Below are 16,268 nucleotides of genomic sequence, written 5' to 3'. Positions count from 1 at the left end.
TTAGCTCTGTGCGGCTTTGCGTGGAATAAATTCGTTTGCCACGGCTTCGCCCTGCAGCTGGAGCGGCTGCGGCTGCGGAACCTCCGGAATGGCGACATCAAGATGCGGGAACAACAGCTCGCCGACCTTGTACGCCTCTTCCAGGTGCGGATAACCGGAGAGAATAAAGCTGTCGATGCCCAGTTCGGCGTATTCATTGATACGCGCGGCCACGGTCGGGCCGTCGCCGACCAGCGCCGTACCCGCACCGCCGCGCACCAGACCGACGCCCGCCCACAGGTTCGGGCTGATCTCCAGATTCTCGCGCTTGCCGTTGTGCAGGGACGCCATCCGGTGCTGCCCGACGGAGTCGGTTTTGGCAAACGCGGCCTGCGCTTTGGCGATGGTCTCATCGTCCAGATGAGAAATCAGACGGTCCGCCGCCCGCCAGGCCTCATCATTGGTTTCGTGCACAATCACGTGCAGGCGAATACCGAAGCGCACCTTGCGGCCATGGGCGGCCGCTTTCGCGCGGACCTGAGCGATTTTTTCTTTCACCAGCTCAGGCGGTTCGCCCCAGGTCAGATAGAGGTCGACCTGCTCCGCCGCCAGATCCTGGGCCACATCCGACGACCCGCCAAAATAGAGCGGCGGGCGCGGCTGCTGCACCGGCGGGAAGTAGAGCTTCGCGTCGCGAACGTGAATATGCTTGCCTTCAAAGGTGACGGTTTCCCCTTCCAGCAGGCGTCGCCAGACGCGGGTGAACTCGGCGGAGGCCTCATAGCGTTCGGTATGGTCGAGGAACACGCCGTCGCCCGCCAGCTCCTGCGGATCGCTGCCTGTTACCAGGTTAAACAGGGCGCGGCCGTTGGACAGCCTGTCCAGCGTGGCCGCCTGACGTGCCGCCACGGTAGGGGAGACGACGCTCGGGCGTAACGCGACAAGGAACTTCAGACGCTGGGTGACCGGGATCATCGACGCGGCGACCAGCCAGGCATCTTCACAGGATCGTCCGGTCGGGATCAGCACCCCGGTGAAACCGATTCGGTCCGCCGCCTGTGCAATCTGCTGCAGGTAGCCATGGTCAACCGGGCGTGAACCCTCTTCTGTACCAAGATAGTGTCCATCACCGTGGGTGGGTAAAAACCAGAAAAGATTCAGACTCATGATTTAGCTCCTTCTTTGCCTGCGGGTTGCCAGATGCGTTCGCGAATAGTGACCTGTTTTGGAACCAGGCGGTTTTGATAGAAGAGGTCAGCCGTTTGTTGCTGAAGTGCGGCGACGTGTGCGTCCACCGGCGTAATGGTGGTCGGCGGACGGTGGTTGAGATAGCTCGCGATCACCGGCTCAGGTAAGCCCATGGTTTTCGCCAGCAGGGCAATGCTCTCCTGACGCTGGCTCTGGGTCAGGGCATCGGCCTGGGTAAAGGTATCCAGCACGCCCTGAAGAAACGCGCCGTTCTTTTCCGCATAAGGGCGCGCGGCCAGATAGAACGAGCCGGTCTGCTTCAGCGTGGTACCGTCTTTCAGCACGCGAACGCCACCCTGCAGCAATGCGGCGGAGTAGTACGGGTCCCAGATGGCCCAGGCATCAACGTTCTTCTGCTGGAACGCGGCGCGCGCGTCAGCGGGAGTCAGGTAAACGGGCTGAATGTCGGTGAACTTAAGCCCGGCCTCTTGCAGAGCGCGCAGCAAAAGGTTGTGTGAGCTGGAACCTTTCTGGAAAGCGACCTTATGGCCTTTAAGATCGGCGACGCTTTTAATGTCGCTGTTTTCAGGCACCAGAATGACTTCGGCCTTAGGCTTGGGCGGCTCAACGCCAACGTAGACGAGGTCCGCTCCCGCGGCCTGGGCGAATATAGGTGGGATATCGCCCGTGCTGCCGAGATCGATACTGCCCACGTTCAGGGCCTCCAGCATCTGCGGGCCGGCCGGGAACTCCACCCAGGAGAATTTGGTGTCCGGGAAGCGTTTTTCCAGAAGCTGGTGGCTTTTTGCCAGCACCATGCTGACGCTGCCTTTCTGATACCCGATGCGTAAACTTTCCGGAGCCGTTTCTGCGGCATGGGCCAGCGAGGTAAGCGCCATCAAACCGGCCAGTCCGATGCGGGTTAACGTTTTAAACATGTGCGACTCCTTGAGGCTGACCAAACGCCGGGGCCTGGATATCCCGGCGATGCAGGGCATGCCAGAATGTTTCCAGAGCGTTATCGAGGCGGGTTTGCAGGTTAGGCGTAAAGTGGGGTTTGTGTTGATAGTCGATGACCTGCGAGTCATCGGCGAAAACGCCGTGGAGGATCTCCTGCGCTTTCAACGCGTTCAGCACCGGCTTCAGGGCATAATCCACGGCCAGTAAATGGGCAACCGTACCGCCCGTTGCCAGCGGCAGCACCACCTTGCCGTCCAGCGCACGTTCCGGAAGCAGATCGAGCAGGGTTTTCAGGGCCCCGGAAAAGGAGGCCTTATAGATGGGCGTTGCTACGATCAGGCCGTCCGCGCCGTTAAGTTGCTCAATGAGGGTTTTCAGCGCGGGGCTGTCGAAACGGGCGTAGAGCAAATCTTCAGGTTCGAAGTTATGCAGGTTCCAGTGGCACACTTCCACATCCAGAGCATTCAGTTTTTCACGGGCATATTCCAGCAGGGCGCTGGAGCGCGAAGGGAATCGTGGACTTCCGGCCAGGGTAATGACGCGCATACTTCCTCCTTATAACTAATTGTTTGCTTTTATCTAACATTCATAACAATTTTAAGGAGTGTGACACCGCGCGTTTATTCCACTAAATGATTTATCTGCAATTAAAATGCAAAAAAGTGCATAAGAAATGGACGGGGAGGTAAACGATTGCGTTTTACGCGGGTTTTTTGCCGCAGGTCAATTCCCTTTCGCGACGGGATCGCCCATAATCCCCTCCCGGTTTGCACACCGGGAATCCAGGAGAGTTCATGTACTACCCCTTCGTTCGTAAAGCCCTTTTCCAGCTCGACCCTGAGCGCGCTCATGAATTTACATTCCAGCAATTACGTCGTATTACCGGCACGCCTTTGGCCGCGCTGGTGCGCCAGCATGTGCCGGTAAAACCTGTGCAGTGCATGGGGCTGACTTTTAAAAATCCGCTGGGTCTGGCTGCCGGTCTGGACAAAAATGGCGAGTGCATTGATGCCCTGGGCGCGATGGGCTTTGGCTCCATTGAAATCGGTACCGTCACCCCGCGCCCGCAGCCGGGAAATGACAAACCGCGCCTGTTCCGACTGGTGGAAGCCGAAGGGCTGATCAACCGCATGGGCTTCAACAACCACGGTGTTGATCACCTGGTCGAGAACGTAAAAAAAGCCCACTTTGACGGAATACTGGGCATCAATATCGGCAAAAATAAAGACACGCCGGTCGAGCAGGGTAAAGATGACTATCTGATTTGTATGGAAAAAGTCTACGCCTATGCCGGTTATATTGCGGTGAATATTTCCTCACCCAATACCCCGGGCCTGCGATCCTTACAATATGGTGAAGCGCTGGACGATCTTCTGAGTGCCATTAAAAATAAGCAAAATGAACTCCAGGCGATCCACCACAAATATGTTCCGGTCGCGGTTAAGATCGCCCCGGATCTTTCTGCCGAAGAATTGATCCAGGTTGCCGACAGTTTGGTTCGCCATAATATTGATGGTGTAATTGCGACCAATACCACACTCGATCGTTCCCTCGTGCAGGGAATGAAAAACTGTGACGAAGCGGGTGGGTTAAGTGGCCGTCCGGTGCAATTAAAAAGCACCGAAATTATTCGCGCCCTGTCTGCGGAATTAAATGGCCGCCTGCCGATTATTGGCGTCGGCGGCATTGACTCCGTGATTGCTGCGCGTGAGAAGATGGCGGCGGGTGCGTCACTGGTGCAAATCTATTCCGGCTTTATTTTTAAAGGACCGCCGCTGATTAAAGAAATCGTTACGCATATCTAATCTTTTCTCGTAATCAGACAACCGGGGCTTTATTTCCAGCCCTGGTTGTTTTATATTCCGTCACTGTTGCTTATTTAGACATTATAGTCTTTTATTAATGGTGTTATAAACGAAGCGGCAAACAGGACATTTTTAGTACAGGACGTTTCGGGGACGGGAGAGAAACATGCGAATTAAACCTGACGATAACTGGCGCTGGTATTTTTGCGACGAGCATGACCGAATGATGCTCGACTTAGCCAATGGCATGTTGTTTCGCTCTCGTTTTGCCCGCCGAATGTTAACCCCGGACGCTTTTTCCCCGTCAGGCTTTTGCGTTGATGACGCTGCGCTTTATTTCTCCTTTGAGGAAAAATGTCGCGATCTGATGCTCTCGAAAGAGCAGCGCGCCGAGCTGGTATTAAATGCGCTGGTGGCTATCCGTTTCCTGAAGCCGCAAATGCCAAAGAGCTGGCATTTCCTGCCGCACGGCATGAACTGGACCCCGGCAACGGGCGATGCGGCCAGCGTCAACCTGAGCGATACCGCAGAAGAGGTGAGCCTGCTGGTGGTGGAGCCAGGCGATAATGCCGCGCTCTGCCTGCTGGCCCAGCCTGGCGTGACGATTGCCGGGCGGACGATGCAGCTCGGGGATGCCATTAAGGTCATGAACGACAGGCTGAAGCCCCAGCTTCGCGTGGATGCCTTCAGCCTCGAGCAGGCGGTTTAAGCTTCCAGCTGTACGGACGTTTTCGGGACGCAGCTACAGCACAGAATTGTGCCGTCATTTCCAATTGCCGACTTTTTCAACGCACTCACTTCGCCATCCACCAGTCTGATACGACAGCATCCGCAAATGCCCGCGCGGCAGGAATAGGGTATGCGGATCCCCGCTTGTTCCAGCTGCTCAAGCAGTACCTGCTGGTTGTTACCCCGGATAACGTTGCCCTGCCAGTGAATATCTACCGCAGAGGCGACGTTGGTCTCAACGTCGACAAACTCCTCCTCCTGACCCGAGCCGTACACTCTCGCTGGCCCACGAGCAAGAATTTCGACCTCATCGCCGACGCGGATCGCGCCGCTGGAGCGTGGGATCAGGTTCTGGCCGAAATCGACATCGCCATTATCCTGCGCGGTGCGGAATGATTGCAGGGTTTTCAACGGTTCGCCGGAAGGATGCTTCTGGCCTTTCTCCGGGCTCACCGTGGTGAAAATGCAGCGGCTGCAGGGCTTCACCACGTCAAATATGACGCTGCCAATGCGGATCACTTTCCAGGTATCTTCGTCCCAGGCCTCGGCACCCGTCACCACCAGGTTCGGACGGAACTGTTCCATCTGAACGCTGGCTTTGCAGCGGCCCTGTAAATCACGCAGCGAGGCTTCGTTCGTCAGCAGGAACGGGAAGCCATCGGCGAAGGAGAGGGGAACGGCGTCGTGTCGCTTCACGCGACGCGTCAGTTCAGGTCCAACCCACCGCAGCTGCACGTCACGGGAGAAGAAGCCGCTTAACCAGCGGTTAATTTCATCCGGGGCGATGCGCGCGGTAAAGTGGTTCCCCCACACTTCCGTTGGCGCATCGACGGGCGCAAAATCAGCAAAGCGAATCACCGCGCTGGAACCGTCCGGCGCGGTAAGGTGCAAACCGTCATGAAGCGGGGAAGGGGTAAAGCGAACCATCTGCGGGAACTGGCGTGCGGTAATAAACGTACCGTCAGGCTCGGTGACCATAAAAATTCGATCGAAGGCGAATCCGCTCATGTCGGCCAGCGCGTGAGAGACGCCGATGCCGCGCATGGATTTCACCGGATGAATAAAAAGCCTGGATAACGTCGCCACTGCACACTCCCTCGAATGAAAATAAGCCTTCAACTTTATGACATACACGCCATATTAGCTATAATGCGCGACAATTTTCTAAGAGTAAAAGTGACGATATGAATTCTCTGTTTGCCAGTACGGCCCGTGGGCTGGAAGAGCTGTTAAAAACTGAACTGGAAAGCCTGGGTGCACAAGAGTGTCAGGTGGTTCAGGGTGGTGTCCATTTTGAGGGCGACACGCGGCTTATTTACCAGAGCCTGATGTGGAGCCGCCTGGCGTCGCGCATCATGCTGCCGATGAAGGAGTGCAAGGTTTATAGCGACCTTGACCTCTACACCGGCGTACAGATGATCGACTGGACAGAGATCTTCACCCCGAATGCCACCTTTGCGGTCCATTTCAACGGCGTGAACGACGAGATCCGCAACAGCCAGTACGGTGCCCTGCGCGTAAAAGACGCCATTGTGGACTGCTTTACGCGTAAAAATAAGGAACGTCCGAACGTCGATCGTGAAAACCCGGATCTGCGTATTAACGTCTGGCTGAACGGCGACACGGCGAGTATCTCTCTCGATCTGAGCGGCGCGGGCCTGCACCTGCGCGGCTACCGCGATCGTACCGGCATGGCACCCATCAAAGAGACCCTGGCGGCCGCCATTGTGATGCGCTCCGGCTGGCAGCCGGGCACGCCGCTGCTCGACCCGATGTGCGGTTCCGGTACCCTGCTGATTGAAGCGGCCATGCTGGCCACCGACCGCGCCCCGGGGTTGCATCGCGGCCAGTGGGGCTTCAAAGGCTGGGCGCAGCACGATGAAGCGCTCTGGAAAGAGGTCAAAGACGACGCGCAGACCCGCGCACGTAAGGGGCTGGCGGAATATACCTCTCATTTCTACGGCTCCGATAGCGACCCTCGCGTCATTGAGCGCGCGCGCAGCAACGCCCGCCGTGCCGGTATCGGCGAGCTGGTCACCTTCGAAGTAAAAGACGTGGCAAACCTGACCAACCCGCTGCCAAAAGGCCCGTACGGTACCGTGATCAGCAACCCGCCATACGGCGAACGTCTCGACAGCGAACCGGCGCTGATTGCCCTGCACAGCCTGCTGGGCCGCAACATGAAGGACCACTTCGGCGGCTGGAACCTGTCTCTGTTCAGCGCCTCGCCGGAACTGCTGAGCTGCCTGCAGCTGCGTGCCGACCGCCAGTTTAAGGCGAAAAACGGCCCGCTGGACTGCGTGCAGAAAAACTACCATCTGGCGGAGAAGGCGGCCGACAGCAAGCCGTCCGGCGTGGCGGAAGATTACGCTAACCGTCTGCGCAAGAACCTGAAGAAATTTGAGAAGTGGGCGAAGCAGGAGGGCATTGAATGCTACCGCCTGTATGATGCCGACCTGCCGGAGTACAACGTGGCGGTTGACCGCTACGCGGACTGGGTGGTAATTCAGGAATATGCGCCGCCGAAAACCATTGATGCGCAAAAAGCGCGTCAGCGCATGCTGGACGTTATTGCCGCCACCATCGCCGTGCTGGGTATTGCGCCAAACAAGCTGGTGCTGAAAACCCGTGAACGTCAGAAAGGCAAAAATCAGTACCAGAAGATGGGTGAGAAGGGTGACTTTATCGAAGTGGGCGAATATAACGCCCGCCTGTGGGTCAACCTGACCGACTATCTGGATACCGGCCTGTTCCTCGACCACCGTATCGCCCGCCGCATGCTGGGCCAGATGAGCAAGGGCAAGGACTTCCTGAATCTCTTCTCCTATACCGGCAGCGCTAGCGTGCATGCCGGTCTGGGCGGCGCGCGCAGCACCACCACGGTGGATATGTCCCGCACCTATCTGGAGTGGGCGGAGCGCAACCTGCGTCTTAACGGCTTAACCGGGCGTCAGCATCGCCTGATGCAGGCTGACGTGCTGGGCTGGCTGCGCGACACCGACGAGCAGTTCGACCTGATCTTTATCGATCCGCCGACCTTCTCCAACTCCAAGCGTATGGAAGATAGCTTTGACGTTCAACGCGATCACCTGCGCCTGATGACCGACCTGAAGCGCCTGCTGCGTAAAGGCGGCACCATTATGTTCTCGAACAACAAACGCGGCTTCCGTATGGATCATGACGGCTTAGCAGCCCTGGGACTGAAAGCACAAGAAATCAGCCAAAAAACGCTGTCTCAGGACTTTGCCCGTAACCGTCAAATCCATAACTGCTGGTTGATTACCGCGGTCTGAAAGGAAAAATAAATGTCTTTAATTAGTATGCACGGCGCGTGGCTCTCTTTCAGCGACTCACCGCTTCTCGACAATGCAGAACTGCACATCGAAGATAACGAGCGCGTCTGTCTGGTGGGCCGTAACGGCGCGGGTAAATCCACGCTGATGAAAATCCTTAACCGTGAACAGGGCCTGGATGACGGACGCATTGTTTACGAACAGGATCTGATTGTCTCCCGCCTGCAGCAGGATCCACCGCGTCACGTGACCGGCAGCGTGTACGATTTCGTGGCGGAAGGGATCTCCGAGCAGGCTGAATACCTGAAGCGCTATCACGAGATTTCGCATCTGGTGATGACCGATCCGAGCGACAAAAACCTCAACGAACTGGCAAAAGTGCAGGAGATGCTCGATCACCACGGTCTGTGGCAGCTTGAAAACCGCATTAATGAAGTGCTGGCGCAGCTCGGGCTGGAACCCGACATGGAGCTGTCGGCGCTCTCCGGCGGCTGGCTGCGTAAAGCGGCCCTGGGTCGTGCGCTGGTCAGCGGGCCGAAGGTGCTGCTGCTGGACGAACCGACGAACCACCTGGATATCGAAGCGATCGACTGGCTGGAAGGCTTCCTGAAAACCTTCAGCGGCACCATCATCTTTATCTCGCACGACCGTTCGTTTATTCGCAATATGGCGACGCGTATTGTCGATCTCGACCGCGGCAAGCTGGTGACCTATCCTGGCGATTACGACACCTATCTGCTGGAGAAAGAAGAAAACCTGCGCGTGGAAGAGCTGCAGAATGCGGAGTTTGACCGCAAGCTGGCGCAGGAAGAGGTCTGGATCCGCCAGGGCATCAAAGCCCGCCGTACCCGTAACGAAGGCCGCGTGCGCGCCCTGAAGGCGATGCGTCGCGAGCGCAGCGAACGCCGTGAAGTGATGGGCAGCGCCAAAATGCAGGTGGAAGAGGCGTCCCGTTCCGGCAAGATTGTCTTTGAAATGGAAAACGTTAACTATCAGGTTGACGGTAAAGTGCTGGTGAAAGACTTCTCGGCACAGGTTCAACGCGGCGACAAAATCGCCCTGATTGGCCCGAACGGCTGCGGTAAAACCACGCTGCTGAAACTGATGCTCGGCCAGCTGCAGGCCGACAGCGGCCGCATTCACTGCGGGACCAAGCTGGAGGTCGCCTACTTCGACCAGCACCGCGCGGAGCTGGATCCGGACCGTACGGTGATGGACAACCTCGCCGAAGGCAAGCAGGAAGTGATGGTGAACGGCAAGCCGCGCCACGTGCTGGGCTACCTGCAGGACTTTCTGTTCCATCCGAAGCGCGCCATGACGCCGGTGCGCGCGCTGTCAGGCGGTGAGCGCAACCGTCTTCTGCTGGCGCGCCTGTTCCTGAAGCCAAGCAACCTGCTGATCCTCGATGAACCGACCAACGATCTGGATGTCGAAACGCTGGAACTGCTGGAAGAACTGATTGACGGTTATCAGGGCACCGTGATGCTGGTCAGCCACGATCGTCAGTTCGTTGACAACACCGTGACCGAGTGCTGGATCTTCGAAGGTGAAGGGCGAATTGGTCAATATGTCGGCGGTTATCACGATGCAAAAGGGCAGCAGGCACAGTCGCTGGCGACGAAACAGTCAAAGTCCAAAATAAGTTCTGAACCTGCTGTAACAAAAGCAGAAACTGTCAAGAAAACCTCGGCTAAACTAAGCTATAACCTGCAGCGCGAACTGGAGGGGCTGCCGCAGCGTCTTGAAGAGCTGGAGGCTGCGCTTGAGGATCTGCAAAAACAGGTTGCTGATGCGTCATTCTTTACCCAATCGCATGACTATACTCAGAAAGTATTGGCTGAAATGTCCGCGGCTGAAAAAGCCCTGGAAGACGCCTTTGAGCGCTGGGAGTACCTTGAGTCTCTGAAAAACGGCGCATAAACAGGGATAACATATGTGTGACCAGCACCATGCCGACAGGCATATTTTATGCTCGCAATGCGATATGCTCGTGGCGTTGCCAGAGCTTGGTCACGGACATAAAGCCCTGTGTCCACGCTGTGGCGCGACGTTGACAACCGAGTGGGACGCGCCGCGGCAGCGTCCCACTGCTTACGCGCTGGCAGCACTGTTCATGCTGCTGCTTTCTAATCTCTTCCCCTTCATCTACATGAAGGTGGGGGGGATCACCAGTCAGGTGGATCTGCTTGAAATCCCGGGCGTGATGTTCTCGGAAGATTACGCCAGCCTGGGGACCTTCTTTCTCCTGTTTGTCCAGATAGTCCCGGCTTTTTGCCTGGTCGTCATCCTTTTGCTGGTGAACCGCGTCAGGATGCCGGCACCGCTGAAAATCCGACTTGCGCGTATTCTGTTTCAGCTCAAAAGCTGGGGGATGGCCGAGATCTTTCTGGCGGGGATCCTGGTCAGTTTCGTGAAGCTGATGGCCTACGGCGACGTGGGGATTGGCAGCAGCTTTATTCCCTGGTGTCTGTACTGCGTTCTGCAGCTGCGCGCTTTCCAGTGCGTGGACAGACGCTGGGCGTGGGATGATATCGCCCCGGCACCGACGCTTGCGCAGACGGTGAAGGTCGGCGTGCCCGGCATTCGCCAGGGGCTTCGCTCGTGCCCGTGCTGTACCGCCGTGCTGCCCGCCGATCTCGACGTTTGTCCGCGTTGCGAAACGAAAGGGCACGTGCGCCGTAAAAATAGCCTGCAGTGGACGATGGCGCTGCTGGTCACGTCCGTCATGCTGTATCTGCCAGCCAATATTCTGCCAATCATGATCACCGATTTGCTCGGCGACAAAATGCCCTCGACGATCCTGGCCGGGGTGATACTGCTCTGGGGCGAAGGATCCTATCCGGTCGCTGGCGTCATTTTTATCGCCAGCATTATGGTGCCCACCTTAAAAATGATCGCCATCGCCTGGCTCTGTTGGGATGCAAAAGGTCATGGGAAACGCGACAGCGAACGCATGCACCTGATTTATGAAGTGGTCGAGTTTGTCGGACGCTGGTCAATGATTGACGTGTTTGTCATCGCCGTTCTCTCTGCGCTGGTGCGGATGGGCGGTTTGATGAGTATTTATCCTGCGATGGGGGCTTTAATGTTTGCACTGGTCGTGATCATGACCATGTTTGCGGCCATGACCTTCGACCCTCGTTTATCGTGGGATCGTGAGCCTGAATCAAGCCATGAGGAAGAGTAAGAGCATGGAAAATAAGAGTGGAGAGGCGAAAGTGCAGAAGGTCAAAAACTGGTCTCCGGTGTGGATTTTTCCCATCGTGACTGCGCTGATCGGTGCCTGGATCCTGTTTTATCATTACAGCCATCAGGGGCCGGAAGTGACGCTGATAACCACCAATGCCGAGGGGATTGAGGGCGGTAAAACGACCATCAAAAGCCGTAGCGTGGATGTGGGCGTGGTGGAAAGCGCAACCCTGACCGACGATTTAACCCATGTGGAAATTAAGGCGCGCCTGAATGCCGGCATGGAAAAACTGCTGCACGGCGATTCCGTTTTCTGGGTCGTTAAGCCGCAGGTGGGGCGTGAAGGGATCAGCGGCCTGGGGACGCTGCTCTCGGGTGCCTACATTGAGCTGCAGCCGGGGGCTAAGGGTAACCAGCCAGCCCAATACCAGCTTCTGGATTCACCGCCGCTTGCACCGCCTGATGCCAAGGGCATCCGCGTGATCCTCGACAGTAAAAAAGCGGGTCAGCTCACGGCGGGCGACCCGGTTCTGTTCCGCGGCTACCGCGTCGGTTCGGTTGAGAAAAGCACGTTTGATCCACAGAAACGCGCGATCAGCTATCAGCTCTTCATTAATGCGCCAAACGATCGCCTGGTTACCAGCAACGTCCGCTTCTGGAAAGACAGCGGGATCGCGGTGGATCTGACTTCGGCAGGCATGCGCGTTGAAATGGGTTCGCTGACCACGCTGTTTGGTGGCGGCGTGAGTTTTGACGTGCCGGAGGGCCTGGATTTAGGGCAGCCGGTCGCAGAGAACACCGCTTTCCGTCTCTTTGACGATCAAAAAAGCATTCAGGATGCGCTCTATACCGATCACGTTGACTTCCTGATGTTCTTTAAAGACTCCGTTCGCGGCCTGCAGCCGGGGGCGCCTGTTGAATTCCGGGGCATTCGTCTCGGTACGGTTGGGCAAGTGCCGTTCTTCGTTCCGGGCCTTCAGCAGGTGCTGGATGATGATTACCGCATTCCGGTACTGATCCGCATTGAACCAGAGCGTCTGCTTAATCAGATTGGTGAAAATCAGGATATCGCGACTCATATCACCCAGCTGATGGAACGCGGTCTGCGCGGGTCGCTGAAAACCGGCAACCTGGTCACCGGTGCGCTGTATGTGGATATGGACTTCTACCCGAAAGCACCGCCGATTACCGGTATCCGTGAATTCGGTGGCTACAAGATCATCCCAACGGTGAGCAGCGGTCTGGCGCAGATCCAGCAGCGTCTGATGGAGACGCTGGATAAGATCAACAATCTGCCACTGAATCCGATGATTGAAGCGGCAACAAACTCGCTGAGCGAAAGCCAGGCAACGATGCGCCGTCTGCAAACCACGCTGGATAACATCAACAAGATTACGGCGAGCCAGAGCATGCAGCAGCTGCCGCAGGACATGCAGAAAACGCTGCGTGAGCTGAACCGCAGTATGCAGGGCTTCCAGCCGGGATCAGCGGCCTATAACAAGATGGTGGCAGATATGCAGCGTCTTGATCAGGTCCTGCGTGAACTGCAGCCGGTGCTGAAAACGCTCAACGAGAAGAGCAATGCGCTGGTGTTCGAAGCGAAAGATAAAAAGGATCCTGAGCCGAAGAGGGCAAAAGAATGAAAAAATGGCTATTGATGGTTGGCGCTCTGCTGTTAACGGCATGCAGTTCAGGGGGAGATAATAAAAGCTATTATCAGCTGCCTGTGGCAACCCACAGCGGCGGGCAAAGCACGGCGAGCCAGGGGAACCGCCAGCTGTGGGTTGAGCAGGTCGCCGTGCCGGATTATCTGGCAGGAAACGGCGTGGTCTATCAGACCAGCGACGTGAAATACGTGATTGCGACCAACAACCTGTGGGCCAGCCCGCTGGATCAGCAGCTGCGCAACACGCTGGTGGCTAACCTGGGCAGTCAGCTTCCGGGGTGGGTAGTCGCATCGCAGCCGCTGGGTAACGATCAGGATACGCTGAACGTCACCGTAACGGGCTTCCACGGCCGTTATGACGGTGCGGTGGTCATCAGCGGGGAGTGGTTGCTGAACCATCAGGGGCAGCTGATTAAGCGTCCTTTCCATCTGGAGCTGAAGCAGCAGAAAGATGGCTATGACGAAATGGTGAAAGTCCTGGCTCAGGGATGGGCGCAGGAGTCGGCCAGTATCGCGAGAGAGATTTCCCGACTGCCATAAGTAAAATTCATCATCAGAAACCGCAATCGGTCTGTCGCTGATTGCGGTTTTTTTTCGTTTTCAACTCAGGTTGTTACTTGTGCCACGTCACAATTTTTGTACAAATGAACTTCCAGCTAGCTCACAAATATGACACCCGTATGAATTTTGAACATTGACGATGCGACTAATTCGGGGTATTCGTTATCTGTGCCTGTGCAGATAGTGCAGACACTGTTTTCTTTCCACCAGACAAAAGAATGAGGGAAACGAGGCATGAAGAGACAGAAACGAGATCGCCTGGAACGGGCTCATCAACGTGGTTATCAGGCCGGCATCGCTGGACGTTCTAAAGAAATGTGTCCTTATCAGACGATAAATCAAAGGTCACAATGGCTTGGAGGCTGGCGAGAAGCCATCGGCGACAGGGCACTCATAGCCTGATAACGTCTCTTTCAAAAAAGAAACCTCCGCAATGCGGAGGTTTCGCCTTTCTGGAGGTGCGAAAGCACGATCAGAACGCGGACGTGTCCTGGAACAGGCCAACCTTCAGGTCGCTTGCGCTATAGATCAGACGACCGTCTACCAGCACTTCGCCATCTGCCAGGCCCATAATCAGGCGGCGGTTAACGATGCGCTTGAAGTGAATACGATAGGTCACTTTCTTCGCCGTAGGCAGAACCTGGCCGGTGAATTTTACTTCGCCTACGCCCAGCGCGCGGCCTTTACCTTCACCACCCAGCCAGCCCAGATAGAAGCCAACCAGCTGCCACATGGCATCCAGACCCAGACAGCCAGGCATTACCGGATCGCCAATAAAGTGGCAGCCGAAGAACCACAGGTCCGGGTTGATATCGAGTTCTGCTTCTACGTAACCCTTATCGAAGTTGCCGCCGGTTTCGGTCATTTTCACGACACGGTCCATCATCAGCATGTTCGGGGCCGGTAACTGTGGGCCTTTCGCGCCAAACAGTTCACCGCGACCAGAGGCAAGAAGATCTTCTTTTGTATAGGATTCGCGTTTATCTACCATGTTCTCAGTAAGCCTTATTTTAGTGAAGGACGCAGGATAGCTAACACGTGTACGCTGAACAAGTCCGATCAGTTCGAACTAAACCAGCCCAGCCAGCGTAACGGCCATGGATAACGGTGACGAGCATCCTGCTGTGTTGCCTGAGCAATGCGCTCCTGGATAGTCTGCATCAGGGTGGTTTGCCCTTCGCCATCCCATACCAGGTTTGTCAGTAAGGGTAGTGCATCCTCAATCCCTTCGATGGCCCAGATAGCGAACTGCTCTTGTTCAACCGCATCCAGAATCTCCTGGCTGAGGCTTAAATGGCGTGCGTTGGGAGCCGGAATAATCACACCCTGCTTGCCGTTTAAACCGCGCTGCTGACAAATAGAGAAGAAGCCTTCAATTTTTTCATTGAGGCCACCCACAGGCTGCGCACGACCAAATTGATCCACCGAACCGGTGATCGCAATATTCTGATTGATAGGCACTTCCGCCAGGGCGCTGATTAAGGCGCACAGTTCAGCCATAGAGGCGCTATCGCCATCCACTTCGCTGTAGGACTGCTCAAACGTCAGCGAGGCGGAGAAGGGGATCTGTTGCTCAAGCTGCAGTTCAGACATCAAAAACGCCTGCATGATCATCATGCCTTTGGCGTGAATGTTTCCGCCCAGCTCGGCTTTGCGTTCGATGTCGGTAAACTCGCCGTCTCCAATATGCACAACGCAGCTAATACGGGACGGCTCCCCGAACGCGCGGGGATGGCCAGGGAATTCAATCACCGACAGGGCGTTGATCTGTCCGACGCGTTCGCCTTCGGTTTCCACCAGAATTTGTTCCAGCAGAATTTCATCCTGCATACGGTCAGCAAGATAGCCTTCCCGCCACTCACGCTGAGCCAGCATCTGGGTGAGCTGCTCCCCGGTGAACGCACCGCTACCGCTCACCACGCCCACTTCACGCAGCTGTTTGCCGATCCAGAGCGGGCAGAGTGGCAGCGTTTCCTGGTCACCGGTATAACGCACCGCTTCGCGGATCAGGCCTGGCCATGCGTCAGCCGCAGGCGTTGGCAGCGCAAAACGTTCAGCAACGGCCATCACCCACTGGCACCACTGCGCCATATCGTCGGCATCGGCAATCTGAATATTGTCTTCATATTCGCTATACACCGCCTGTTCAGCCAGTTCAGGCTCCATTTCCTGGAAGTCTGCCAGCGATTCACGGTCGCCCGTTAGCACGACGGTTAATGACAGCGGCATAGACGGAACCGAGACAGGCAGAGGACGAGACTCATCGTAGCCAACCCAGTCGAAACGCTGCTGATGCACGATGGTTTTCAGACGCATCCACAGCAGCGGCTGCGAGAGCAGGGTACGCAGCGAGATGACCAGGACACCGCCATTTGCGCGATGTACCAGCCCAGGCTGCAGCGAAAGCTCGCCGTTAAACTGGCGCAGACAACCAAAGAGTTGTTCAGCCTCGACCCAGTTCGCGGTAATCACCTCGCCCTTAGCGGCAAAAAGGCCGTCGGCCTGCGCCGCCGGTTCGAAAGTAACATCATGTCCAGCGATACGATACTGGCCGCCAAAAACGGCGTTCGCTTCCGGCTTTAGCTGACGCACGGCATCCCCGAACAACGTCAGGTATTCCGCTTCTTCCGGGGCTTTGAGCAGCATGAAAGGCGCAGTTGCCCAGGGGCTTAATACCTGCTCCAGCGCATAATGCAAACGGGGCTGCGTATCGCTAAGGATGAATTCGTGTTCTTTTGCGAGATCTGGCTGTGCAAACAGTTCCTGATAACTTTCGGTATCCGGAACAAGGTCACGCCATGCAAGTTTCGTAATGGTCAAAGTTGATGTTTTTTAGTCAGATGTAAAAGCGTGGAGTATACCGTAAGCGGGGAGCTGTACCCAAGCAGGATTGGGGAT

The 16,268-nt window shown here is 56.3% G+C and carries 14 protein-coding genes; 8 read left to right on the top strand and 6 right to left on the bottom strand.

All coding sequences use genetic code 11. The features are described from left to right. Genes ssuD through ssuE form a run of 3 tightly spaced genes read right to left on the bottom strand, consistent with a single transcriptional unit; the run spans position 1 to position 2,673 of the window. A complete protein-coding gene (gene ssuD, locus N6P30_RS05000; protein ID WP_023292869.1) occupies positions 1–1,146 on the bottom strand; it encodes an FMNH2-dependent alkanesulfonate monooxygenase in 1,146 nt (381 codons plus the stop codon). Further along, complete coding sequence (locus N6P30_RS04995) at positions 1,143–2,105, bottom strand: sulfonate ABC transporter substrate-binding protein (RefSeq protein ID WP_025912948.1); 963 nt, start codon at positions 2,103–2,105, stop codon at positions 1,143–1,145. Before N6P30_RS04995 ends, ssuD begins: the two co-directional genes overlap by 4 nt. Then, positions 2,098–2,673, bottom strand: a complete 576-nt coding sequence (ssuE, locus tag N6P30_RS04990; protein WP_008499940.1) for an NADPH-dependent FMN reductase — start codon at positions 2,671–2,673, stop codon at positions 2,098–2,100. Before ssuE ends, N6P30_RS04995 begins: the two co-directional genes overlap by 8 nt. Before the next feature lie 248 nt (positions 2,674–2,921). Here ssuE and pyrD point away from each other — a divergent pair, with 248 nt between their 5' ends. Together pyrD and zapC are read left to right on the top strand one after the other, a co-directional pair. Next, positions 2,922–3,932 (top strand): quinone-dependent dihydroorotate dehydrogenase, encoded by a 1,011-nt coding sequence (pyrD, locus tag N6P30_RS04985; protein ID WP_008499939.1) that lies wholly within the window; start codon positions 2,922–2,924, stop codon positions 3,930–3,932. Positions 3,933–4,098: 166 nt separating this feature from the next. Next, positions 4,099–4,641, top strand: a complete 543-nt coding sequence (gene zapC, locus N6P30_RS04980; RefSeq protein WP_023292867.1) for a cell division protein ZapC — start codon at positions 4,099–4,101, stop codon at positions 4,639–4,641. Here zapC and N6P30_RS04975 read toward each other — a convergent pair. Continuing rightward, positions 4,638–5,747, bottom strand: a complete 1,110-nt coding sequence (locus N6P30_RS04975; protein WP_021240860.1) for a YcbX family protein — start codon at positions 5,745–5,747, stop codon at positions 4,638–4,640. The genes zapC and N6P30_RS04975 overlap by 4 nt on opposite strands. Before the next feature lie 98 nt (positions 5,748–5,845). Here N6P30_RS04975 and rlmKL point away from each other — a divergent pair, with 98 nt between their 5' ends. The 6 genes from rlmKL (at position 5,846) to rmf (ending at position 13,772) form a co-directional block, all read left to right on the top strand. Then, positions 5,846–7,954, top strand: coding sequence for a bifunctional 23S rRNA (guanine(2069)-N(7))-methyltransferase RlmK/23S rRNA (guanine(2445)-N(2))-methyltransferase RlmL (gene rlmKL, locus N6P30_RS04970; protein WP_021240859.1), 2,109 nt, complete (start codon positions 5,846–5,848; stop codon positions 7,952–7,954). Between the two features lie 12 nt (positions 7,955–7,966). Further along, positions 7,967–9,874, top strand: a complete 1,908-nt coding sequence (locus N6P30_RS04965) for an ABC transporter ATP-binding protein (RefSeq protein ID WP_008499935.1) — start codon at positions 7,967–7,969, stop codon at positions 9,872–9,874. A gap of 13 nt (positions 9,875–9,887) precedes the next feature. Then, positions 9,888–11,141 carry a membrane integrity-associated transporter subunit PqiA gene (pqiA, locus tag N6P30_RS04960; protein WP_008499934.1) on the top strand — a complete coding sequence of 418 codons (1,254 nt, stop codon included), beginning with the start codon at positions 9,888–9,890 and terminating at the stop codon, positions 11,139–11,141. A gap of 4 nt (positions 11,142–11,145) precedes the next feature. Beyond that, a complete protein-coding gene (pqiB, locus tag N6P30_RS04955; protein ID WP_008499933.1) occupies positions 11,146–12,786 on the top strand; it encodes an intermembrane transport protein PqiB in 1,641 nt (546 codons plus the stop codon). Continuing rightward, on the top strand, positions 12,783–13,349 hold the full coding sequence (pqiC, locus tag N6P30_RS04950) for a membrane integrity-associated transporter subunit PqiC (RefSeq protein ID WP_008499932.1): 567 nt from the start codon (positions 12,783–12,785) through the stop codon (positions 13,347–13,349). Before pqiB ends, pqiC begins: the two co-directional genes overlap by 4 nt. A gap of 255 nt (positions 13,350–13,604) precedes the next feature. Further along, positions 13,605–13,772, top strand: a complete 168-nt coding sequence (gene rmf, locus N6P30_RS04945; protein ID WP_013097261.1) for a ribosome modulation factor — start codon at positions 13,605–13,607, stop codon at positions 13,770–13,772. Positions 13,773–13,842: 70 nt separating this feature from the next. On the opposite strand, the gene fabA is transcribed toward rmf, so the two are convergent. Beyond that, the gene (gene fabA / locus N6P30_RS04940) at positions 13,843–14,361 is read right to left on the bottom strand and encodes a 3-hydroxyacyl-[acyl-carrier-protein] dehydratase FabA (RefSeq protein ID WP_008499931.1); all 519 of its coding nucleotides are present in this window, start codon (positions 14,359–14,361) and stop codon (positions 13,843–13,845) included. Between the two features lie 68 nt (positions 14,362–14,429). Then, complete coding sequence (locus N6P30_RS04935) at positions 14,430–16,190, bottom strand: Lon protease family protein (RefSeq protein WP_032663857.1); 1,761 nt, start codon at positions 16,188–16,190, stop codon at positions 14,430–14,432. Positions 16,191–16,268 lie beyond the last annotated feature (78 nt).

This window comes from Enterobacter sp. PL1 (assembly GCF_945957325.1).
GTDB lineage: Bacteria > Pseudomonadota > Gammaproteobacteria > Enterobacterales > Enterobacteriaceae > Enterobacter > Enterobacter roggenkampii.
The sequence above is the reverse complement of the archived record's forward strand: the minus strand, read 5'-3'. Positions and strand labels throughout refer to the sequence as shown.